This window comes from Sporosarcina sp. FSL K6-5500, from assembly GCF_038005665.1.
GTDB lineage: Bacteria > Bacillota > Bacilli > Bacillales_A > Planococcaceae > Sporosarcina > Sporosarcina psychrophila.
This window is the reverse complement of record NZ_JBBOTP010000001.1, coordinates 4,185,287-4,206,868: the sequence shown is the minus strand read 5'-3', so window position 1 is coordinate 4,206,868 and position 21,582 is coordinate 4,185,287. Positions and strand designations below refer to the sequence as shown.

Below are 21,582 nucleotides of genomic sequence, written 5' to 3'. Positions count from 1 at the left end.
AGCTGGGCTGAATTATGATCCGAGCATTTGGCGCCCGGAGTCTAGACGTGAAATCTCCATGTTAGAATTTATTCACAATACAAGATTTTACTGTTTTCTAGACGTGAACTTAAAGCCCGCTACCCACTTGTTGGTGTGCGGGCTTTTTTATAAGGAGGTAAGGTTATGAACTCGCTAGTAGAAAAAGAACAGCAGCTTCGTTCAACGAAAACGCATGACACCGCAGCAGTACGATTAATACAAGAAGGTGGTTACGTTTCCCCAAGTCCCCATTTATGGGATGACGTCCTTATCAGTATTGTATTGAAAAAACCAGTGTTATTGAAAGGGCCTTCTGGTTCTGGAAAAACGAAGTTAGCCCAAACAATTTCACATTATTTCAATCAGCCAATGCAAAGCATAAACTGTTCGGTTGATTTGGATGCTGAAGCATTGCTTGGTTTCAAAACGATAATTAGCAAAGACGGAGAGACTATTATTGAATTTGTAGAAGGTCCCGTAGTACAAGCTATGAAAAAAGGACATATTTTATATATTGATGAAATCAACATGGCCAGACCTGAAACGTTACCCATCCTTCATAGTGTTTTGGACCATCGTCGTATGCTGACAAATCCGTTTACAGGTGAAGTCATTTATGCGCATGAAGACTTTACGGTCATTTCAGCCATAAACGAAGGATATGTTGGAACATCTCCAATGAATGAAGCATTGAAAAACCGTTTTGTATCGTTCACGGTTCCGTACCTGACTGGAGAACAATTAGAATTAGTTATGAAGGATACGTGTCCATTTGCCACAAAACAGCTTGTTGAGACATTCCTTCATATCAGTAACGATTTGAAGAAACAAGTAATGAACGGATTATTATCCGATGAGGCAGCATCCGTGAGAAGTCTGCTAGACGCTATGGCACTTGCAGAACATATCCCTGTAAAACGTGCAGTCCAGTATGCCATCGCTGAGAAGCTAGATGATACAATTGAACGTAGACTAGTCATGGAATTAGTTGATACTTGGGTGAAATGAGGCGATTGCTATGGTGAAGATGAATCGATTCATTCAATTTAATGATGAAACGGTCGATGCCAAGACGCTTTTATTGTATGAACGATTAGGGCGCGCATTAGCAGATGCACCATTCATTGAATTAACGGAACGAAAGCTTCTTGAATTCCGACCTCAAGAAGGTATTATCTCGATGAGTGTTTTTTGGCGTCATCGAACAGACGAAGTGCTCCACGCTGGCCGTCTGTCTGATATCTATTTGTTAACATCAGGTTATTGGAAGCATTTTAGTGTTAAGTCATGGATTAAATTTAGCCGGTCAATTAGCTTATATCCACTCCGGAAATTCACATCTGAATTATTATTGATGTTGGAAGAGTTTCGTTTAATTGATGTAATTACGAAGGAAAGACCTGGAACCGCAAGTGCATTCGAAGTTAGAAGGGAAGCCTACGTTTACCTCCACCGCAATGCACAGTCTTCGAATATGCAGAAAAATCAACTTGCGGATGCAATGATGAATCAGTTATTCATATCTCTCCATGAAGGCTTATTTGCAGAAACGTCCATCGACTGGGATGCTCATTCCATCGACTATGATCTCATTCAATCCGTTCTGCAACACGCATACGATTCAAAAAGTACAGAGGACAATACATTTATTGCGGATAGAATTACAGGGATTGTAGAAAGGTCAATTGACAAGGATCTTGTCAAACAGTATTATTCAGCGGGGGATTCCATTACAGAAGAAAATACTGTATTTCATTATCATAAAGGGATGTCTGACGCCGAAGAAGGCGAGGAAGGTCCAAAAGAGACAATCGAAGAAGTGTTTAGATCCTGGCATCGTGAAAGCGAGAGTGAATCAGGCGTCCACCTTGAATTTGAACTTGAACACGGACGCTCTGGGAAGAGTGATGCCAACGATGCAACGCCAGGCCATGAAGATGCTGAGGTCGAAGAGACGGGCTCAGGTGATTCAGAGGGGAATGACAGCGATCGTTGGACGGATGACACCAGTGATAAGACAGACAAACGCGATCGAAAGATGAAAGCGGGTAAGATGTTTGGAAAAGAGCATGTGAACGTCGTGTATGAGGAACAACGGATAGAAGTCATAGACGAGGTTGAAAATCGTCAACTATTGACCGTTTGGCGAGAAGAGCAAAAGCCGTATGTTCGTTCCTTCGTCGAGGAGATGAAGAAACGAATCGATTTGAAACAGGATTCAAAACGTGAGCGCCTTATGAAGGGACGACTGTCTACGAAATTAACGACAATGGTTGTGGATGAACGACCGAAACCATTTTATAGGAAGAGTGCACCATCTGTTAATCTAGATGCGGTATTCGGTCTACTAGTTGATGGTTCAGCTTCGATGCTCGACAAATTAGACGAAACAAAACAGGCTGTACTATTGTTTCATGATGTACTCCGTCAACTTGGTATATTTCATGAAATTTCGTCCTATTATGAGGATGCAAACAACGCTACGAAAGAAGTGCAACCGAATGTATTTGAGCTTATGCATACGTTTACAGATCGCAATAAGGATAACGGTTTATCGATATTGTCGTTTGATGCTAATGAAGACAACCGTGACGGATTCGCGATTAGATGGATGGCCGATCAGCTTGCTATGAGGCAGGAGAAGCACAAGTTTTTGCTAGTCTTCTCAGACGGGGAGCCATCGGCATTTGGTTATGATCGGAACGGTATCCTAGATACAGCAGAAGCGGTAATGGAAACTGAAAAAAAAGGTATTTCCATCATTCATCTATTCCTTTCAACTGAAGAACCGACTGTTGACCAAAAAGCACTTTTTTCAATGATGTTTGGCAATAAAACCGCATCATCCAACTCGGTCGATAGTTTCACAGATCAGACATTGCGGATACTTAGAAAATTACTCGCGATTGTAATAAGAAATACGTGAACCGCGAGTAAACTCCTAGAAAATATACAAGGTGAAAACACAAAACCGCCCTTAGAGAGGACGGTTTTGTGTTTTTTCATGAACAGCAAGAAGGCGCTGTTTCAGCTCATCTTCCATTCGTCCGATTTCTATTTCAGCAGCTTTACGTTTTGCACGACCATCTGCTTGGATAATAAGTGTCTCTTCAATAGTTTGAATCAAGTTTTCTTGCGTCTTTTTCAGCGTATCAATTTCGATGATGCCGCGTTCATTCTCTTTAGCTGTTTCAATTGAATTGATTTTCAGCATTTCCGAGTTTTTCAACAGCAAGTCATTTGTCGTTTTCGTAACAAGTTTTTGAGATTCTACAGCTTTCATTTGTCGGTTTAACGTTAAGGCAATTGCTATCTGATTTTTCCATAGGGGAATGGATGTCATAATGGATGACTGGATTTTTTCTGCAAGTGTTTGGTTTGTCTGTTGAATCATCCTGATTTGAGGTGCACTCTGAATGGTGATTTGTCGTGATAACTGCAAATCGTAAAGGCGTTTTTCCAACCTGTCAAGGAATTGTGCCATGTCATTCACTTCCTGGAATGCCATTTGATCATTCGATAGCTCAGCTTTTTTGCGCATTTCAGGGATGATTTCATTGGCGAGTTCATCCTGTTTTAATTCAGCTGCGGCTATGTAGATATTTAACGCTTGGAAATAGGTTTTATTTTGATCATACAAATTATCAAGCATTCTAACATCCTCTAAAAGGCCACGTTTCGAATGCTCAAGTTGAACACCAATCCGGTCGATTTGAGTACTAAGTTTCTGATATTTCGTCATCATTTCTTGAACAGATCGAGTTGCTTTATTAAACAATCTGCTTAGACCCGACTTCTTCTTGTCTGATAAATCGTCAGGGTCTATTTCAGAAAGTTTACCCATCAAGTCTTTCAATACATCTCCAACAGGTCCAATATCTTTGCCTTGAACATGATCGAGCATTTGAGTGGAGAACCTTGAAAGCTCGCTTTGAGCATTTGCGCCGTACGTAATAATTGCTTCATAGTTACCGACAGGAATTTGTTGTGCAAGGACTTTTGCCTTCTCCCTCTCTTCAGGAGATAGACGGTCAATCAGTTTAACGCTTGTTTCAGCCTCTTTCTTTTCTGTTTGCATTTCCTTAGGAAGAAGGGGTTCTTGAAAATCAAAAGGACTATCAAGTAAATCATCAATTGTTTTTATAGGATTATTTTCGGTCATTATGTGGATCTCCTTTCATTTCAAGAAGCGGCTTTTTATTATTCATGGATACATCAACAAAGTCAATTTCCATTTGGAGCTGGTCGATATCAGACGCTAAAACGCTTCGTAGGTCTTGCTCCAATTGCTTGTTAACATCCCCAAGCGTTTCACGCGTATTTTGTAATGCGATGCGAAGTTCTTTATCTTTCAATGGTTGGTTGACAAGCAACGCATATTTCGAAGTCAATTCGACTGCGGAATCAAGATGGGCATAGAAAAACTTCTCTACGTCGTAAAACTTTTTAGGGTTTGATCGGACGAGGCCAAGAATCCTTCTAGATAGGCTATTCATTTCATGAAGTTGCCTAAATGCCTGGATTGACCTAACTTGTCCATAAAGACCATTCAGTCGTTTGATTTTCATTTTCGCACCAGTAATCTGACCTTTTATATGACTGTATTCAGAACGGGACATCCCGAGTTTTTTTAAGTTGGATGAAAGTTGAATCTGCTTCAGGGTAAACGTTCCGCCAAAGTAGATCGCTACCAAAAGGCCAGTAGCCGCAAAAATATTCATACCTGCACCCATAACAAAGAAGAGCCAGGATCCAAAACTGATTGGTGCTGTTATAAAATGTCTTATAAAAAGTTGTTTAACTTCTTTCATGATATATTCATACCTCCTTTGACCCTATACTGTATACGTTTCAAAACGAATAAAGTTTCATGTCAGTAGTTCAATTATACCCGATAAATGCAATCTACACCTACCATTTGAATTCAAAAGGGAAGCAATTAATTGGACATCAGGAGGGAGTTTGTTAAAATGAAGGACATTCAACTAAGAGTTACATAGGAGGTTTAGGAAATGTATGAAGTGATTTATATGAAAGCAGATTATGAGCCATGGTGGATGTTTGAGGAGTGGGAAGAAACAATCCGTTCACGCCATTCATTCGATGATAGAGTACTTGCTGAGGTACACTTTAAAAAATTGACTAGTGAATTACGAGAAAAGCATAAACGTGAGGCTATGAAAAAAGACTGTTTTTTTGCCTTTTGGTCTGAAGACGAAATAAATTTCTGTGAAGGCTGTGATGAAGATCTCCAACTGTATCATGGTGTTATCTTAATGAAGGACGGGATGCCCAATGCTTTCTGCTAAAAAAACATTGGAAATAAATACGGATTCGCATCTTCCAAAAGGTAATCGTTAGTTTCGGTACCTTTTGGAAGATGTGAATTTATTCTGCGATGTAAAGAAGCGTCCTAACGAGGGACGCTTCTTTACATCGCTATTTGTCGACTGTCTTCAACGTGGAGGTAACAACGAATTCACCGTCATCCGTCTGCATGATAGATTCCCGTTTGACTTCACCAAACCCTTCAACGAAATACTTACGGTTGACGAAGTCATCCGTCTTCATTTCGATGACGAAAGCATGATCAAACTTCTTATACGGTGTATCGACAGTTGTATCTATTTCAACAATCGTCCACGTATCAAATGTTGTTCCTTTTTTTATGGGTTTTTTAAGATAAACACCAGTTGGATCCATTGCATCCAGTTCTGCCAGGGTGGGGAAGTCTTTGACTAATTCGACAGTCTGTTCGTCTAAGATGCTTATTTTGTCAGGTTCGATTTTATAAATATGGCGAACCAGGGAGCCGCCATTATTCTCATGGACGACAACATAATTTTCAAATGGTCGTGCGACTTCAACATCAAGTTCTGCAAATTCATTTCCTTCACCTAGATAATGCGCCTTTGAACCATCCGGTAGAAAAAGATCAGTTAAAGAAATTTCACCATCGCTCTCACTTTCGCTTTCTTTGACGATACCTTCACCAATTGTGCCATTGGTTGACCCCGAATTATCAAGGGCAGTCGGTTGTTTTTTCGAACACCCTGAAAAGACAAGGACCGCTACTAACAGAAAAATGAAAAGATTTATTTTCCTCATGAAAACACTCCTTTCTATTGGTTATACCCATTTCGACGGATATCATACGCAAGTGTAGGAATTGCAATCGGAAATCCAACATCATTTAGCAATAAAAAGAGCCGTTTCCCAATCAAGGGAAACGGCTTAAAATTATTTCTTTTTATTTTGTTTTTCTTGTTGTTCTTTCCACTCTAGGTACTCATCATAGTTCATCAATTTATCGAAGATTGTACCATCATCATGGATTTCAATGATTCTGTTCGCAACCGTCTGGATGAATTGTTGGTCATGTGATGTGAAGATCATTGCACCTTTGAATGCAATCAGTCCGTTGTTAAGCGCTTGAATTGATTCAAGATCCAAGTGGTTCATCGGTTCATCCAGAAGAAGAACGTTCGAACTTGTCAGCATCATTTTTGAAAGCATACAGCGAACTTTTTCCCCACCGGATAAAACGGATGGTTTCTTGTTCACTTCATCACCTGAAAACAGCATACGGCCAAGGAATCCGCGTAGGAATGTCTCGGTTTGGTCGTCAGGTGAATATTGACGTAACCATTCAACAAGTGAACTTTCCGAACCTTGGAAGTATTTACTGTTATCGATAGGAAGGTATGCATGTGTTGTCGTAACTCCCCATTTGATAGCTCCTGAATCAGGCTCAGACTCTCCGGCAAGCAGTTGAAGGAGCGCTGTTTTTGCAAGAGGATCTCCAAGAAGAATGACTTTGTCTTCTTTGTCAATTGTAAATGAAGCATCTTTAAGCATTACTCTGCCATCCTGTGTTTTGTTAACTTCTTGGATACTTAGAACATCATTTCCAATTTCACGGCCCATTTGGAAGTTGACGAAAGGATAACGTCTTGAAGATGGTTTAATATCATCCAATTCGATTTTTTCCAACGTTTTCTTACGTGAAGTAGCTTGTTTAGATTTCGAAGCATTGGCACTAAAGCGGGCAACGAATGCTTGAAGCTCTTTAATTTTTTCTTCTTTTTTCTTATTTTGGTCTTGTGACATTCTTAGTGCAAGTTGGCTTGACTCGTACCAGAAATCATAGTTACCCGGATAAATCTGGATTTTAGAAAAGTCGACATCCGCAATTTGCGTACAAACTTTGTTTAAGAAGTGACGGTCATGGGAAACAACAATAAGCGTGTTTTCGAAGTTCATAAGGAATTCTTCGAGCCATTGGATTGCTTTCAGATCAAGTGAGTTTGTAGGCTCATCCAGAAGAAGAACGTCAGGCTTACCAAACAAAGCTTGTGCAAGAAGCACTTTCACTTTATCAGAACCGTTTAGTTCAGACATCTTCAATTGGTGATATTCATCTGCGAGACCAAGTCCTTGTAAAAGGATTGCTGCTTCAGATTCAGCTTCCCAACCGTTCAAGTCGCCAAATTCACCTTCAAGTTCAGCTGCGCGCATGCCGTCCTCATCTGAGAATTCCTCTTTTGCATAGATGGCGTTTTTCTCCATCATAATGTCATATAAACGTTTGTGGCCCATAATGACTGTATCAAGTACGACACTTTCCTCGTATTCGAAATGGTTCTGTTTCAAAATAGCAAGACGTTCGTCTTTGTTCATAATTACATTTCCAGATTGTGGTTCTAGTTCACCTGACAAAATTTTAAGGAATGTCGATTTTCCCGCACCGTTTGCACCAATTAGACCATAACAATGGCCCGGATTAAACTGTATATTCACATCTTCAAATAGCTTGCGGTCGCCGAATTGAAGACTTACATTACTGACTGCTATCATTCAAAATCCTCCTAAATTCACAATGCTCCCATTATAGCACGAAATAATTCATAGTAGCAACAATGCTTATGCCTCAAGGCTTATGAGGGGTTAAAATAAAAACAACCTCCAAATATTCCACCAATTTAAAAAGTGAATGCATCACTGGAGGATTTCGCTAATTTGACTTCGAGGTTTTTTGATGAGTGGGTATATAAACTTAAAATCATCAAAGAAGTATTTCTTAGTCGTTCTGTAATAGTTTGTAGTGGAATGCCTTTACTCAACATAATTTTTTCTTGGGGATGTCTTAAACTGTGTGAGAAATAGATTTCATTCCTGATTCTTAAGGTTGAGTTTAATTGGATTTGAAACAGATCTTTCGCTGTTGGGAGTTTTGAGTCTTTCTGAGGTAAGTACATAATCAGTTTCCAGACTTCTTTCCAAAAAAATGCGCAAAGTCTTATTCCGCCAAAATCTGTATATCTTCAATTGATTTAGCAGAAGATCGTCGACAAAGTTTGTTAATTTGCTATTTGGTTTATGAACTCCATGGTAATACGGGTTCGCTTGATTGTGATGGTCTTTTTTTCGAAATCTATTTTATTCCATTGAAATCCAGCACAACAGGCCTTTATCAGCTTTAGTAGGTCAAAGTGAATATGGAGTTTACACCAAATCAACTGTAGGGCGTTTAGAATCGACGGGAAATGACGTTGTACTACATCTTAGCAGTCTAGTGAAACTTTGAAAGTGAGTGGTCATAGTGGATAACGACTGATAATGGAAACAGGAAATTATTAAATTACAGAATGAAATTAAAAAATTACGCAATGAGTTCGCGACTTACAAAGTGGATCAAATTAGAGAACTTTTCTCTGGAAAAGGACTAACTTATGAAAATATTACAGAAGGCGATATTTGTGTGTTGGTTATCCTTACTCAACAAACACGTTAAGCAAGCTAATAAAGCTGGCACAATGTCTATAAACACCATGAGAGTGAGCCAAAAGATTAACAGTAAATACAACGGTAACGGAATGCTGCTTATTTTTGAATAGTGATTACTTCACTCAATGAGAAGCGATCAGCTTGAATCCAGATGGCTTTATAGGTTTTGCAGGTTGGGCAGATGATGGTGCCATTAACAAATGCATTTGCGGAATGGGTAGAATCAATAGCTAGTTAATTCGTACTCCTAACAAAAAGACCACTGATTAAAAATAATCAGCAGTCTTTATCACAGTCACCTTGTGATATAGCGACAGTATTGGCGAATCACCCGGTCAATAAACATCCAAGATTAACGCTAAGTAACTAAGCACTTTTTAAGCTACTTATTGTAACTTTTCAGAAACAGTCCAATGTTTGGAAGGAATTACGTTTTGATTCAGTTGCTGCATTAACAAATCCGCTGTGTAAAAATCAGCAAAGGTTTTGTCTGACTGGGTACTGGAGTCCTTTAAGAACTCTGTTTCACCATCATTGTTTCGTATGATTACAAACATGAGTCACCTCCAATTTATGGCATGAACAATGACTTGTTCTAAAAGAATTGTCTCATCAAATAATATTTTCGTATACATTATCGGAGAATTGTTACCATTTTGTTACCGAATTGTAATCAATTATCCATTTATTTGCAGGTGAGTAATACCGTAAAGAGAGAAGGAGAATTACTGATACTCACTTCGAACATAAAAACGAAGGAAATTTCCGAATCACAGTATAAATGGAGATATCCGCTTTATATATCGACGGCAATAGAGAAGAACTAAAAGAAACTTTACCAGATGCTTAATATTAAACTCAAAGATGCGGATGTATTGGGGTTAGCGGTTAAATATACTGTGACTGTAAATAAGTAAGAGTGTGATATAATTAAAGTATGAAGGACATCTAATACGCCTAGAAAAAGCGGCCTATCCATTATGGACGGGTCGCCTTTTATTTGACCAAAAGAGGGTTTCCTATTAATAGAATAGAATAATAAAATTAAAGAATTAAGGAACAGGATTTTGTTCTTAATGATAAATCATTTTATAGCAGGAGGGTGGAAATATGTTTCATTCCAAAGATGTTTTGTTTGACCAATTGTTAGCAAATGCTAATGATCCTAGCTGGTATGTGCCATTTTCGGATTCTGTGGAAAACTTGTCCGAGGTACAAGCATTCTGAAAGCCAAATGAAGATAGTAATAGCATTGCTGAAATTGTTTGGCATCTTTTATATTGGAATCAAACATGGCAAACGAGGTACCAAAAGTCTAATGTCAATGCTGTTCCAGCCATAGAAAATAATAATGAAATCTTTGTAATTCCTGAGGGTTACGCATTTATCGAATTGAAAAAACAACTTTTAGAGGTACTGTTGCATTGGCAAGAATTATTAACTGAAGATAAAGGTGAAAGTAAAGTTAATGGTTTTTCTGAACCTGTGAAGTGGTGGGGGATACTCGCAAATATTACAACCCATAACGCATATCATATTGGTCAAATCATTTATATTCGTAAGTTGCAAAAAAGCTGGGGAATAGATGAATAATTAAGTAAGTCCAAAATAGCGGTCCTCCACAGATTAGATTGTGGATGGGCCGCTTTTTTTATTTGTCGAAGTAAAGAGGTATTCATATGAATATAGACGAATAAAGAAACAGAACATTGTTCTTATTCAACTAACGAAACAGGTTAGTTGAACAAGCACCTAAGCAATGTCTTGAATTATAGAAATACACTTAAGGGTTATTTTAAAGGGGAGATATTGTGTTTATAGTTAATGTAGAGGGTGCAATTTACAAAAATAAAAAATGGTTGTTAATAAGACGAAGCGAGAAAGAAGAACACGCTGGAGGTTCATTGTCTCTTGTTGGGGGAAAGGTAGAAAAAGAAGGTACCTCATCAGACATTTTAGAAAAGACACTAATAAGAGAAATTGCTGAAGAAGTGGGTATAGAGGTTTCGAATCTTCGATATGTAAATAGCTCATCATTCGTTACTGATTCAGGAATAAATGTGGTTGACATTGTTTTTCTTTGTGACCACGAATCAGGCGAAGCATTTGCTAAGAGTCCTGATGAAGTTGACGACGTTATTTGGATGACTACCCAGCAAATTCTGAATAACTCTAATTTACCTATTTATTTAAAGGGAAATATTAAACTTGCTGAAAAACTGGTAAACAATAATACAGTAGTTATTTCGTAGTAAGTAAATTTTGAGAGACTCACTTGTTCAACTAACAGATGTTTAGTTGAACAAGCGGAGATCGTCTATTGACGGTCTTTTTTATTTGCCCAAATATCTAAGATGTATCGTATCAAAGGTTAATTGGTAATATTTATAATTTCCGTTATCCAGTTGCAATAAGAACTATTGTTCTATATACTAACGGAAAAGGGGGAACGAGTGTGCGTAACCAATTAGTGAGGTCGATGGAATACAGTGAACACCTAGATATGATGTACTTGGCTGCGGACGGTTCAATTAGCAAAAGAAGAATCAACGTACTGCAGTTTGGTGAGGTATCATTCCGTGCATACTGTTTTCTGCGTAAATTCAAACGTATTTTTACAATTGATAACGTTTTAGCACTTGTTCCCATCGTACATAAAGAAAGAATGGTGATCTAATGCCGTTAATCCCAACCGAAGCATTACCGTATTTCGAGAACATGATTTATTTGCCAATGATAATAAGTATCTTGGAAAGAGACCGAGAAGTGATTGAAATAAGCTCATTCAAATTGAAAGGGCCTTATATCAATATCATTGAAAATACATTAAAGAATGTACGAGCAGAATTGAAAGAAACAAATAATTATGCACGAAGCAAAAATATGAAGTTGATTAAAAAGGGGAAAGATGGTTCGTTCACTGAGTATGCATTTATCCATAACGGCTATGAAGACAAAAGACGCTACATGAACATACGACTGCGTAACAGGACGGAAGAATTGATAAATGTGTACTTCGCTAAGTCAGAAAGCCCAAATCTGAAAGGATGATGAAAATGACAGCAATTCCAAAACCACCAAAATCAAAGGTTGTGGCAAGTCCAAAACTAACAGAGACTGATTTTCTTGAGATAGGCGAGAGAATCGGGGAATCAAAAGAATTCGACGTAGAGGTTGAAATCACAATTTATGCCCAAAAGCGGTTCGAGTCAGTTACAGGGATGGTTACAGAAATCGATGGCCAACAAGGCAAATTGTCGCTACAAGTGGGCTACGAAAACATAAAAATCAACATGAATAATATAGTGAGCGTGAAATGAGATGCTAGAAAACATTCGGGATAGAGGAGACGTTAAATGGACTGCGATGATGCTATCAGAGCACGTCGCAGAGTTGCATAGATGGCAAAATGAAGATAACTACGAAGGTCGTCCTGAGCTTGATGATTATGATTTACAAGCTATCTAGTACGAAATAGAAGTTGCTCAAAAAAGGGAATGACAAGTACACATAAGGTTGTGGGATAAAGGGAAAGTCGTGTTTTACATGGGGACCATTAGAGAAGTAAATGTCGAGTCGATGTGGATTACGGTTGATAGTCCTTTTGGGAGGGACCGTATGCCGGTGGAGGATATTATATGTGTCCAATGCGCAGAGTAATGCATAAAATCCCTAACCTGTCTTGGATGGGGACTTTTACTTGTTGTTAATTGTCTAAATATTATAAAAGTACTTAATTCCCATCTTTCGAATAGTGACAATAGGAGGGGTGTATATGATAAAAGATAATGAAATTGTAATCCCGGAAGAACTGAAAGCGAATATGATAATCCTTAGTACCGTAATGAGTCCGACGAAAGAAGATATCGGCATTTTGATTATGGGCGAAAATATGGAACCTAAACAATATACGAATGGGCTATCAGTAATAAGGCTATATCTATTGAACAAAAGAAACTTCAAATACTATATAGAAATGGAGCTAGAGGCATTTGCTTTTAATGACCTTGAATCCGCATACGAATTTTTAACGAATCTACCGAATATGTCTGCATTAGAATTAATACTCATGATGAATAATCCGGATTTTAATTTTGATGACGGTGTAAATAGTAATCGCGTTTTGCATTAAAACTGAGGAATAGAAGAGAACATAAAACAGCCACCAACTCTATTGAGAAGGTGGCTGTTGTCATGTTATGAGTTGTGTGCCTGTCCGCTTTTAATGTGTCCCCTAAATGTCCCCCAACCACACGAATTCAAAAGATTTCCTACGACTTGCCTTTAATGGCGTGATATAGCCGATTAGTTAACTGGATACTGATACTATCATGTTTGTATGTTTGTGGAACGTATGTACGAAACGACTGATTAGTCTAGCACGAAATAATTCATAGTAGCAACAATGCTTATGCCTCAAGGCTTATGAGGTGGTTAAATAAAAACGACCTCAAAATATTCCACCAATTTAAAAAGTGAATGCATTACTGTAGGATTTCGCTAATTTGACTTCGAGGTTTTATTTATGAGTGGTTATATATACTTAAAATCATCAAAGAAGTATTTCTTAGTCGTTCTGCCATAGTCTGTAGTGGAATACCTTTCCTCAACCCAATTATTGCATTGGGATGTCTAAAACTGTGTGAGAAATAGATTTCATTCCTGATTCTTGGGATTGCGTTTAATTGGATTTGAAATAGCTTTTTCACTAACGGGAGTTCCGAATCTTTCTGATGTCAGTATGTAATCTGTTTTCATCCATCGTTTCCCATAAGTGAGCATGATCTTTTTACACCATATTCTATACATCTTCAATAGATTTAAAAGGGAATCGTCGACAAAAATTGTTCGATTGCTATTTTTCGTTTTGCTTTACGTACTCCGTGGTAATCACGGCCTAAGGCGCTTCAAACGAAGCCGAAGCAGGTTCTTATCAAGTCGGGTGATTGCGACCGACGACGAAACCGGATGTCGACAATTATGTGAAGGCAATCAAGGACGGCCTTACAAAAGTCATTTGGCAGGATGACAGTCAAGTGGTGAATCTGACGGTTCAGAATTATTACAGTTTGTCACCAAAAGTTGTTGTTTGTATCAAATACTGACTTGAAATGAGGGAGGGCAATGAACGGTGTTTGGCGATTGTTGTTTCGGTGTGAGGACGGTTATAAGGTTTGGACATATGAGCCTCTGCTGCAGCGGGAATTGTACGACAAGAGGCAAGAAGGTTGGAAGTTGTGGAAGTGAAATGGGGGGGATGACAGTTATTCCATTTTGGGAAGGAGTTGTACTCGTAGTTATGGGTGTGGGCGGTTGAGTAAGTGAAAGTAGACACACTATGTGAAGCAATAGAAATAAAAAAGAACGGTTTATTAGTTACCGTTCTTTAATAAAGCTTAGACTTTGAATGTTTGGATTATACAAGGTTCATCATCAATTAATTGATTTTTTTCTTCATAATCAATTTTAAAATCTTTATATACTTTTCTCCAAAAGGATACAGCGGGAAGGTTATTAACAAGTTCAATAACAAAGTATTTTCCTTTTTTATTTTCAAATAACTCTTCTACTGCCTGTATTCCAAAACCCTTACCTTTGTACTTATTTAGAATAAAGATGTCATTAATGCCGAAATCATTTTCTTTTTTTAAAAATGGCCTTTCTAAAAGAAGAATAAATCCTATAATGTTGCCATCAAATTTGATGAAGTAAGGAGAAATGCCATCATTTGTCCAAAATGAGTTTAGATCCTCGTAATTAAAAAATCCATTTTCATCAATAGTAATGTTAGCTGTGAACTTGGACAGATCATGAAGATAAAAGGAATATAAGTTGCGTAAAATTATTTTTTCATTTTCAAAAATTTCCTGAAGAGAAACAGACATATAAAGACCTCCTTAGCATTTCTTTCAACTATATCTTAAATGTAATTAATTTAGAAATATTCTACTATAAAGCACAATACAACCAAAAGGAGCTGAGAAAATGACTTCAGAACAAGCTAGAGAACTTTTCTCCGAAAAAGGACTAACTTATGAAAATATTACAGAAAGCGATATTGGTGTTTTGTTCACCTTCCTTAACAAGCACGTTAAGGAAGCCAATAAGGCAGGCATAATGTCCACAAACACTATGAGAATGAGTCGAAAAATAAAAAGCAAGTACAATACAACCGGAAATGTAAAGGAATGTTATTTATTCTTGAATAGTCATTACTTCACTCAACGAGAAGCAATCAGCTTTAATTCAGACGGCTTTATAGGATTTGCAGGTTGGGCGGACAGTGGTAACAAACCACCTTTAATGAGTGCGTTTGTGAAATGGGTAGATACGATAGCAAGTTAGTACACAGCGTGTCACAGAATGCGCAAATAAAAAAGTCGATTAAATTTAATCAGCTTTCTGTTTCTTGATTTTTATTATTTGATATAAATCATGTAAAATCGTTGCCGACAATACTAGGATTACAAATACTCTAGAAAATGTGGTATTTAAGTCGTTGGATAATAATACTGCCATTAATACAAGCAAGAAGATAATATTTAGAACTTTGTTAGTTATTTCTGATTTAAACATGGTAGAACACCAACTTTCAATAATTAAGCATATCCAGAATACGCATTTAAAATCAATAAGTTTCAAATATTTTAATAATAAATGAGTCATAATTCGACAATGACAAGCAACAATAGTGCATTTCAGTAATTATTTTTTTAACTCTAATATGCTATCAAGATAATTGAATATACAATCAGCGTAAAAGAAAGACAGGTAATAAAAGTGTTTATTGAAGTATTATCATCCCCTTTTTTAATCTTTTTAGCTATTGCAACGCAGTTGGAAATGAAAACGAAACATAAAATTGGTGAGAAAAAGACTCCTACGTTTTCGAAAATAATTAGCACGCGGATCATCCTTTCTTAAGATATTTCATTGTCTCATGAAAGTATTTTGATTAATAGTGAATTAAAGGAAGTGAACCCAAGTGACCGCATATCAAGAAATAATCAAGCTTTTACCCCAGTTACTGTTCGAGGTACTGAAAGATATTGAACGACGTACTGGTGACTGGATGTGGAGCGGTGGCAATGAAGATGATCCTTATATTCATCAGTAGTTGCGATATGCGAAGAGATTTGTGAAGGAGTGACGACATGGTGCAGCAACTTACTATTTTTGATGCGGTGCCAACAATAGCGTTTGAGCTTGGGGACATGGTTGAAGTCGTCGTCAATGTGGAGGAGAAAGATGTTGAGGATTATTCCTATCTCAAATTGTATGGGGGAAGAAGGGAAGAATTGTGAGGTTTTTACCTAAACGGCAGTATGAGGTTTTGTTTGCTAAGTCTAATCAGGTTAGGATATTTCGGCATGGTGAATTGAGGAGGAGTGAAATGACAGTAAGGACGTTCACTGTCGTGTATCGTCCCATTCGTAAGTATACAATCATTACTCAATGTCGGTTTTTTCTCTATTCATTTCTTTTATACGATCATCAATCGGATCAATCGTATGTATCGTATGTTTAAATCGCTTACTTTGATGGAGGACGATAAAAATAAAAATGAACTGTAAAATCAAGGTAGCAATACAAATGCAAATCCACATCCAAGTCGTTGCTGTCATTTGATAGTCTCCTTTCTTGCTGTAAGTTTACTACAAAAATATGGGCTAGTCAGTTACGGGTTGGTGACAGTTAGGCAGGATGAATTGAAGAGGAGTGAGTAGGGATGAACAATGATTATGAACGTGAAAAGATTAAAAGATTGATAGAGAGCTTTTCTCTCGCTGTGTATACGAATGCTTTAGGGGAAATGGGGAAACTAAACTCTCCTAAACTCACGGCTGAACTGTCCGAAGAATCCAAGATGTCCCGTGAATATTTGGAGCATCATCCGAGTATTGAAACGGGTATCACGGAGTAGGACATGCTGTTGTTGCAGATTGATATGGCGCTTGATGCGGGGGATATGGAGTTGTTTATGCAGCTTACGAACGAATTGAAAATGGGGTGGCGAGTAATGGTATTTCCATACATGGTGCCAGTATACGGATTACTTGTTAAAGTGTACACACCTGAGTTTGATAGTTTGCCTGAGCAGTATCAGATTCCGGTTGCTGAGTATTTGGTGGGGCATGTTGAGAAAGAAAAGTGAATGAAGGATTCCCTTCCTCTCTTGTAGAATGATGAAAAGAAGGAGGGAATACTCATGACAAATGAAGATAGAAATAAACTATCGGATATACTGTTACAAAGTCTTTATGATTATCATTTCGCTAATAATTGATGAAGCTATAAATTACAAGCAATGATAAATGTAGACGTAAATAGCAAGCTAACCATTGAATACCTTATCGAAAAGGAATATGCCATAGATAGTGGGAAAGGGCCAGATAATCTAGTTTAAACAATAACAACGCAATGTATGGACAATATAAAAGTAAGCGATAAATGGCGCCCGCCTGTCTTTCGGGGGGCGCAGCATTTTTACTATAGCCTATTCCAAGTGATTTCATACTTCCGACCTGTTGTTTTTCCCTAACTCGACCTGTTAGAAGGAGGCGCACCGATGCCTGAAGGTTAGATTAGCTATGGGAATAGTCAGATCCTTATACGTTATTATAATAAACGAGAAGAAGTAAATGCAGTGCTCCTAGAGATATCTCCAGTCAATGAAGATTGCTTAACTTCATTTTAAAAGTAGCCTTATTGTTAAAGCTTTTTTATGGTTAAATAGGTTTTGGCAGCGGGATAGCTAAAGTGTTAGTTGAAGGAGCTAAACAAGGCTTTAGATCTGAATAAATTTGTAGGCTAGACAGATTATCAAGGGGAATATTAAGAAAATATTTATCATAAGGTGTTTCGTATTTTATTAAAAAAGTGAGGGTAAGCCATGAACATTTCGTATAAATTGATGTCTTCATTAAGTTTTAAAGAAGCGCATATCCTATTTAATCGTGGATTTGAAGGTTATTTAGTGCCGATGAATTTAACTTTTGATACATTCGTAAGTCGTTTTGGTAATGATGGATTATCTGCGGCATTATCCATCGTTGCATATGATGGAACAGATCCAATCGGCTTTGTGCTCCAAGGAATTAGAGAAGTGAATGGTCAAAAGATTTCTTGGAATGGTGGAACAGGTATTAATCGAGAATACAGGGGGAGGAAATTGGGTTATTCCTTGATGGAGGAAGCGGAAAAAATCATAAAGGAACTTAATGTTTCTATAGCAACTTTAGAGGCGCTTTCTGAAAATAAGGCTGCTATATCTTTATATGAAAAGTGTGGTTACAAAGTAGAGGACGATTTACTCTTTTTACGTGCAAATGAAATTTTAGATAGTAAGTTACCGGATCTAGACGATTATGAAATAATAAGAATTCCGGCTACCCAATCTATTGGATCAGATTTATTTTCAACTATCGTCCCTTGGCAAACGGATGCTAGTAACACGTCAAAACTAGGTGGAGAAGCTGTGATGATATCAAAGAATGGAGAGGTGCAGGCAGCTTGTCTTATTCGGAAAAAACGTGTGTTTGGCAATAAAACGGAAAGCATTACTTTATTTCAGGTGAAGGAAAATGGGAATGAAGATGCTCTAAACAAACTCCTTGCTTACGCATTAGAATATGACCAATCTGTCAATCGTACAACTTATAACTTCTTAAAAGGAAATGGTTGTGTAGTTTCATCTTTACTGGCAAGTGGTTTTGAAAATACTCCAGTATCACAAGTTTTTATGACGAAAAGTTTCTGAAATATCCGGTCGATCACCCGAAAGAGCGTATGGACTGGTTGCTTTTTAGTTTTGCGGTCACATATAAAAAACAAGTAACTGTATGCATTAAGCGATTAACAAGAACGTCCATATCGGGCGTTCTATTTCTTTATCCAAAATTAAGGAGTGATTGAATGGATATCGGAAGGCACGCCTATTTTACAAAATCAAGAACAACGTATAACTATTCTTGAGACAACAGTTTCCGGGCTATCTCACAAAATGGATAGCGTGAAAACCGCAGTGGAAACAGAGGGAGCCGAACAAAAAGCATTACTCAATAGACTAATCGACCATCATCTCGACACAAATAAAATTAAGTTGTCACAGTTTTGAAAAATGGCACTTAATTTATCGGTAGCATCCGGAACTATTGGTGTCATCATTTATGCTGCTACACAGTTTTTTAATTAAAAGGAGGAAAAATAATTACAGACGTATTAATTTTCGCAACAATTCTAGCACCAATCATTTTGGCGGCACTCCAACTGATTAAAATAACTGCACCAATAAAATAGAATTTCGTTCCGCTCATCGCATTCGTGGTGGGCATTTTTATTGGATTTGCAGCATCTCTGTTTACGGATTTGGATTTAGTCTTGCGATTGTGGGTAGGAGGACTAGCGGGATTATCAGCAACTGGACTATTTGAGTTGCGGAATAAAAATGAAGGCTACACAAAGGATGAGGGCTAATGTCATTCATTGACACCCTCACACCATATGCAATAAAACACGGGAGGGCTCATGGAGTCCTTCCTTCTTTAATTATCGCCTAGGGCATTTTGGAATCAGCATTCGGGACATCTGAATTGGCCAAGAACGCAAACAACCATTTTGGAATAAAAAAAGGCAGTGACTGGACTGGTCCCGTTTACGAAAAACGAACCGACGAGACGCCATATCGTGTAACCGCAGAATTCAGGAAGTATCCAGCCCTAGATGGATGTGTTATTGATTTATGCGGTAAATACGTTAACGGAACTGGATGGGAGTCTCACAACCGATACGCAGCAGTTTTAAATCAAACAGATTATATGAAGGCAACAGCTGCAGTTAAAGACGCCGGTTATGCAACAGATGTTAACTACCCTGAAAAGCTTAATAAATTGATTGAGCGATATGAGCTAACTAAATACGACAAGGAGGATGGTAACTTGGTCAAAATCGCACTAGACTCCGGACATGGTATCAATACTGCGGGCAAACTCACACCTGATGGTGAACGTGAATGGTCATTTAATAACAAAGTGTTATTGGCATGTTCAGTCTGACTGAATAAATACCAGGACGTTCAGATCCTCAGACTGGATGGCCCGACTGGAAACACAGATGTATCCCTTGCGACGCGTACCAATAAGGCAAATGCTTGGGGAGCAGATGCGCTTGTATCTTATTCATCACAATGCTTTTGATGGTAAGTGGGGCAGTCACGGAGGTGTTGAACCACTTGTTCAAGAGACTACCGTAAGTAAAGCATCGAAAGAAATCGCGGCAATTATTCAGCCACGCATTGTACAAGCAATGGGCCTACGTAATAGAGGAGTAAAAACCGACAACCTTCACATGTTGAGAGAATCAAGCATGCCCGCTATCTTAACGGAAGGTGGCTTCATGGACTCGACAACAGACATCGGCGCATTAAGAAGTGATGCGAAACTGAAAGCGCAAGGTGAGGCTATCGCGGATGGTCTAGCTGTGTACTTCAGTACTTCAAGTTGAAACTAAAAATAACGGCGACACCCACGCCTACACCACCAAAAGAGGAGGATGAGGAATTGAAATTTTCAAGCCCGGCATTAAAATTTGAAACAGAAACATCTCTAGCGAGTAAAGCGCATCGTCAAATCATCGTAGCTGCAGCTGTGGAGGCGGGGCTCATGCATCGTGGGCTGACAAGTTAGCGAATGGCACGCTAACAGACGCGGATGTATTGGGGTTAGCGGTTAAATATACTGTTGCGGTAAATAAGTAAGAACAAAGTAAAAAGCGGCTCCTCTACAGATTAGATTGTGGAAGAGCCGCTATATTTTTTCTTTTCTAGAGTCAATACCAAGAATTCACTAAAATTTGATTCAAACCCAAAAAGGTTTAAATGGATTTTTGACACAATATGTCGTGGTTTTTCAAGATGTTTTCGCGGGGTATGACCTTTTTGAAGGACAATCAAAATTTAACCTTTTCCTTATTTGGACATTCTATTTATCAAATAACTTAACCCCGCTTAGTTCAAATGCATCCGCACTTGGGTTGTACCCAACTAATTTTTTCGTTTCTTCAATATCAAGCCGTTTAAACCTATTGTCCGAAATGCCGTGTAAAATCGAAAAGGGTGGTAAGTTCTTTGCAGTCATTGACTTCAAAAGAAGGTCAATAAAATCTTCAGGGCTTAGGTAAGCACTCATATCTCGGGCTGAGAGAGGTTTTCCATTTGGGTTATAATCATCATACGCTCCAATGCGGATAGCAATGCTTTGCAAATCTTCTGCATAAGCAAAATATGAAGCAACCGCCTCTACAAAACACTTACTGACTCCGTACATATTTTTAGGTCTAATAGGTGAATTAGTATTCACTTGGTAATCCAGTGGATAGCTTTCGATTGTTTGGGCGCTAGAAGCAACTATCACTTTGGATACGTTATTATCTTTAGAGGCCCTAAAAATATTATATGTCCCCTTTATATTATTTTCTAATAATGAGCCATAAAAATCAGCTTCTGGTGAAGGATCACCAGCTAAGTGTATAACTAAATCCATCCCTTTGATAGCCTCTTGACAAGCTGCTAAATCAGATACATTTAAATAAATTATCTCATGACTCGCATCTTTGAAAACCTCTAAAGCAGATAAGTTAATATCTGCTAATCTTAACTGGTAGTTTCTCTGTCTACCTAAAATGTTTACGACATCTTGACCAATCCTACCTGCCGCACCTGTTATTAATACTCTTTGCATCATATCTCATCCTCTCACCACTAAATTATCTATCAAA

At 38.0% G+C, this 21,582-nt stretch carries 26 protein-coding genes and 3 pseudogenes; 21 read left to right on the top strand and 8 right to left on the bottom strand.

The features are described from left to right. The first annotated feature begins 165 nt into the window (after window positions 1–165). On the top strand, window positions 166–1,029 hold the full coding sequence (locus MKX62_RS20110) for an ATP-binding protein (RefSeq protein ID WP_338656513.1): 864 nt from the start codon (window positions 166–168) through the stop codon (window positions 1,027–1,029). Between the two features lie 10 nt (window positions 1,030–1,039). Continuing rightward, entirely contained in the window at window positions 1,040–2,947 is a 1,908-nt protein-coding gene (locus tag MKX62_RS20105; protein WP_340742162.1) for a hypothetical protein, read from the top strand. Window positions 2,948–2,998: 51 nt separating this feature from the next. On the opposite strand, the gene MKX62_RS20100 is transcribed toward MKX62_RS20105, so the two are convergent. Together MKX62_RS20100 and MKX62_RS20095 are read right to left on the bottom strand one after the other, a co-directional pair. Beyond that, window positions 2,999–4,183: a toxic anion resistance protein gene (locus MKX62_RS20100; protein WP_067209725.1), complete on the bottom strand. Its 1,185-nt coding sequence runs from the start codon at window positions 4,181–4,183 to the stop codon at window positions 2,999–3,001. Continuing rightward, window positions 4,170–4,832 (bottom strand): 5-bromo-4-chloroindolyl phosphate hydrolysis family protein, encoded by a 663-nt coding sequence (locus tag MKX62_RS20095; protein WP_340742161.1) that lies wholly within the window; start codon window positions 4,830–4,832, stop codon window positions 4,170–4,172. The genes MKX62_RS20100 and MKX62_RS20095 overlap by 14 nt, the downstream gene beginning before the upstream one ends. A 201-nt stretch (window positions 4,833–5,033) precedes the next feature. Between MKX62_RS20095 and MKX62_RS20090 the strand changes: the two genes are divergently transcribed. Next, window positions 5,034–5,330 carry a DUF1033 family protein gene (locus tag MKX62_RS20090; RefSeq protein ID WP_067209719.1) on the top strand — a complete coding sequence of 99 codons (297 nt, stop codon included), beginning with the start codon at window positions 5,034–5,036 and terminating at the stop codon, window positions 5,328–5,330. Between the two features lie 130 nt (window positions 5,331–5,460). Here MKX62_RS20090 and MKX62_RS20085 read toward each other — a convergent pair whose 3' ends face one another. The 3 genes from MKX62_RS20085 to MKX62_RS20075 all read right to left on the bottom strand — a co-directional run bounded on the left by MKX62_RS20085 (window position 5,461) and on the right by MKX62_RS20075 (window position 9,365). Further along, on the bottom strand, window positions 5,461–6,129 hold the full coding sequence (locus MKX62_RS20085) for a hypothetical protein (RefSeq protein ID WP_338656517.1): 669 nt from the start codon (window positions 6,127–6,129) through the stop codon (window positions 5,461–5,463). A 132-nt stretch (window positions 6,130–6,261) separates the two neighbouring features. Continuing rightward, window positions 6,262–7,878, bottom strand: coding sequence for an ABC-F family ATP-binding cassette domain-containing protein (locus tag MKX62_RS20080; protein ID WP_187044951.1), 1,617 nt, complete (start codon window positions 7,876–7,878; stop codon window positions 6,262–6,264). Window positions 7,879–9,194: 1,316 nt separating this feature from the next. Next, complete coding sequence (locus MKX62_RS20075) at window positions 9,195–9,365, bottom strand: hypothetical protein (protein ID WP_338656519.1); 171 nt, start codon at window positions 9,363–9,365, stop codon at window positions 9,195–9,197. 553 nt (window positions 9,366–9,918) lie between these two features. On the opposite strand from MKX62_RS20075, the pseudogene MKX62_RS20070 reads away from it, so the two are divergent. The 8 genes and pseudogenes from MKX62_RS20070 to MKX62_RS20035 all read left to right on the top strand — a co-directional run. Next, window positions 9,919–10,401, top strand: a pseudogene (locus MKX62_RS20070) (DinB family protein). Window positions 10,402–10,619: 218 nt separating this feature from the next. Continuing rightward, a complete protein-coding gene (locus MKX62_RS20065) occupies window positions 10,620–11,060 on the top strand; it encodes an NUDIX hydrolase (RefSeq protein ID WP_187044901.1) in 441 nt (146 codons plus the stop codon). A gap of 203 nt (window positions 11,061–11,263) precedes the next feature. Further along, a complete protein-coding gene (locus tag MKX62_RS20060; RefSeq protein WP_067209684.1) occupies window positions 11,264–11,485 on the top strand; it encodes a transcriptional regulator in 222 nt (73 codons plus the stop codon). Further along, on the top strand, window positions 11,485–11,859 hold the full coding sequence (locus MKX62_RS20055) for a hypothetical protein (protein WP_067209682.1): 375 nt from the start codon (window positions 11,485–11,487) through the stop codon (window positions 11,857–11,859). Before MKX62_RS20060 ends, MKX62_RS20055 begins: the two co-directional genes overlap by 1 nt. A gap of 5 nt (window positions 11,860–11,864) precedes the next feature. Continuing rightward, window positions 11,865–12,128 carry a YolD-like family protein gene (locus MKX62_RS20050; protein WP_067209680.1) on the top strand — a complete coding sequence of 88 codons (264 nt, stop codon included), beginning with the start codon at window positions 11,865–11,867 and terminating at the stop codon, window positions 12,126–12,128. A 1-nt stretch (window position 12,129) separates the two neighbouring features. Continuing rightward, on the top strand, window positions 12,130–12,276 hold the full coding sequence (locus MKX62_RS20045) for a hypothetical protein (RefSeq protein WP_340742160.1): 147 nt from the start codon (window positions 12,130–12,132) through the stop codon (window positions 12,274–12,276). 307 nt (window positions 12,277–12,583) lie between these two features. Next, window positions 12,584–12,940, top strand: a complete 357-nt coding sequence (locus MKX62_RS20040; RefSeq protein ID WP_338656527.1) for a hypothetical protein — start codon at window positions 12,584–12,586, stop codon at window positions 12,938–12,940. 814 nt (window positions 12,941–13,754) lie between these two features. After that, window positions 13,755–13,913, top strand: a pseudogene (locus tag MKX62_RS20035) (RusA family crossover junction endodeoxyribonuclease); the annotation flags it as partial. Between the two features lie 291 nt (window positions 13,914–14,204). Here the strand turns inward: MKX62_RS20035 and MKX62_RS20030 are convergent. Continuing rightward, complete coding sequence (locus tag MKX62_RS20030) at window positions 14,205–14,693, bottom strand: GNAT family N-acetyltransferase (RefSeq protein WP_338656530.1); 489 nt, start codon at window positions 14,691–14,693, stop codon at window positions 14,205–14,207. Window positions 14,694–14,793: 100 nt separating this feature from the next. Between MKX62_RS20030 and MKX62_RS20025 the strand changes: the two genes are divergently transcribed. From MKX62_RS20025 to MKX62_RS20015, 3 genes are all read left to right on the top strand, one after another. Continuing rightward, window positions 14,794–15,153, top strand: coding sequence for a hypothetical protein (locus MKX62_RS20025; RefSeq protein WP_338656532.1), 360 nt, complete (start codon window positions 14,794–14,796; stop codon window positions 15,151–15,153). 640 nt (window positions 15,154–15,793) lie between these two features. Then, window positions 15,794–15,925 (top strand): DUF6877 family protein, encoded by a 132-nt coding sequence (locus MKX62_RS20020; RefSeq protein WP_338656534.1) that lies wholly within the window; start codon window positions 15,794–15,796, stop codon window positions 15,923–15,925. Window positions 15,926–15,962: 37 nt separating this feature from the next. Then, entirely contained in the window at window positions 15,963–16,112 is a 150-nt protein-coding gene (locus tag MKX62_RS20015) for a hypothetical protein (RefSeq protein ID WP_338656536.1), read from the top strand. Between the two features lie 144 nt (window positions 16,113–16,256). Here the strand turns inward: MKX62_RS20015 and MKX62_RS20010 are convergent, their stop codons facing one another. Beyond that, window positions 16,257–16,433: a hypothetical protein gene (locus tag MKX62_RS20010; protein WP_156476032.1), complete on the bottom strand. Its 177-nt coding sequence runs from the start codon at window positions 16,431–16,433 to the stop codon at window positions 16,257–16,259. A 104-nt stretch (window positions 16,434–16,537) separates the two neighbouring features. Here MKX62_RS20010 and MKX62_RS20005 point away from each other — a divergent pair, with 104 nt between their 5' ends. The 7 genes and pseudogenes from MKX62_RS20005 (at window position 16,538) to MKX62_RS19975 (ending at window position 20,492) form a co-directional block, all read left to right on the top strand. Then, window positions 16,538–16,732 (top strand): hypothetical protein, encoded by a 195-nt coding sequence (locus MKX62_RS20005; RefSeq protein ID WP_338656538.1) that lies wholly within the window; start codon window positions 16,538–16,540, stop codon window positions 16,730–16,732. 9 nt (window positions 16,733–16,741) lie between these two features. Next, window positions 16,742–16,963 carry an IDEAL domain-containing protein gene (locus tag MKX62_RS20000; protein ID WP_338656540.1) on the top strand — a complete coding sequence of 74 codons (222 nt, stop codon included), beginning with the start codon at window positions 16,742–16,744 and terminating at the stop codon, window positions 16,961–16,963. Between the two features lie 738 nt (window positions 16,964–17,701). Then, window positions 17,702–18,568 carry a GNAT family N-acetyltransferase gene (locus MKX62_RS19995; protein WP_067209672.1) on the top strand — a complete coding sequence of 289 codons (867 nt, stop codon included), beginning with the start codon at window positions 17,702–17,704 and terminating at the stop codon, window positions 18,566–18,568. A gap of 449 nt (window positions 18,569–19,017) precedes the next feature. Beyond that, window positions 19,018–19,284, top strand: a pseudogene (locus MKX62_RS19990) (holin). 89 nt (window positions 19,285–19,373) lie between these two features. Continuing rightward, on the top strand, window positions 19,374–19,862 hold the full coding sequence (locus MKX62_RS19985; protein ID WP_338656543.1) for a glycoside hydrolase family 73 protein: 489 nt from the start codon (window positions 19,374–19,376) through the stop codon (window positions 19,860–19,862). Window positions 19,863–19,974: 112 nt separating this feature from the next. Further along, entirely contained in the window at window positions 19,975–20,310 is a 336-nt protein-coding gene (locus tag MKX62_RS19980) for an N-acetylmuramoyl-L-alanine amidase (RefSeq protein WP_067209666.1), read from the top strand. A gap of 56 nt (window positions 20,311–20,366) precedes the next feature. Continuing rightward, complete coding sequence (locus tag MKX62_RS19975) at window positions 20,367–20,492, top strand: hypothetical protein (protein ID WP_257722477.1); 126 nt, start codon at window positions 20,367–20,369, stop codon at window positions 20,490–20,492. A 294-nt stretch (window positions 20,493–20,786) separates the two neighbouring features. Here the strand turns inward: MKX62_RS19975 and MKX62_RS19970 are convergent, their stop codons facing one another. Next, complete coding sequence (locus tag MKX62_RS19970; RefSeq protein ID WP_067213955.1) at window positions 20,787–21,545, bottom strand: NAD-dependent epimerase/dehydratase family protein; 759 nt, start codon at window positions 21,543–21,545, stop codon at window positions 20,787–20,789. Between the last annotated feature and the right edge of the window lie 37 nt (window positions 21,546–21,582).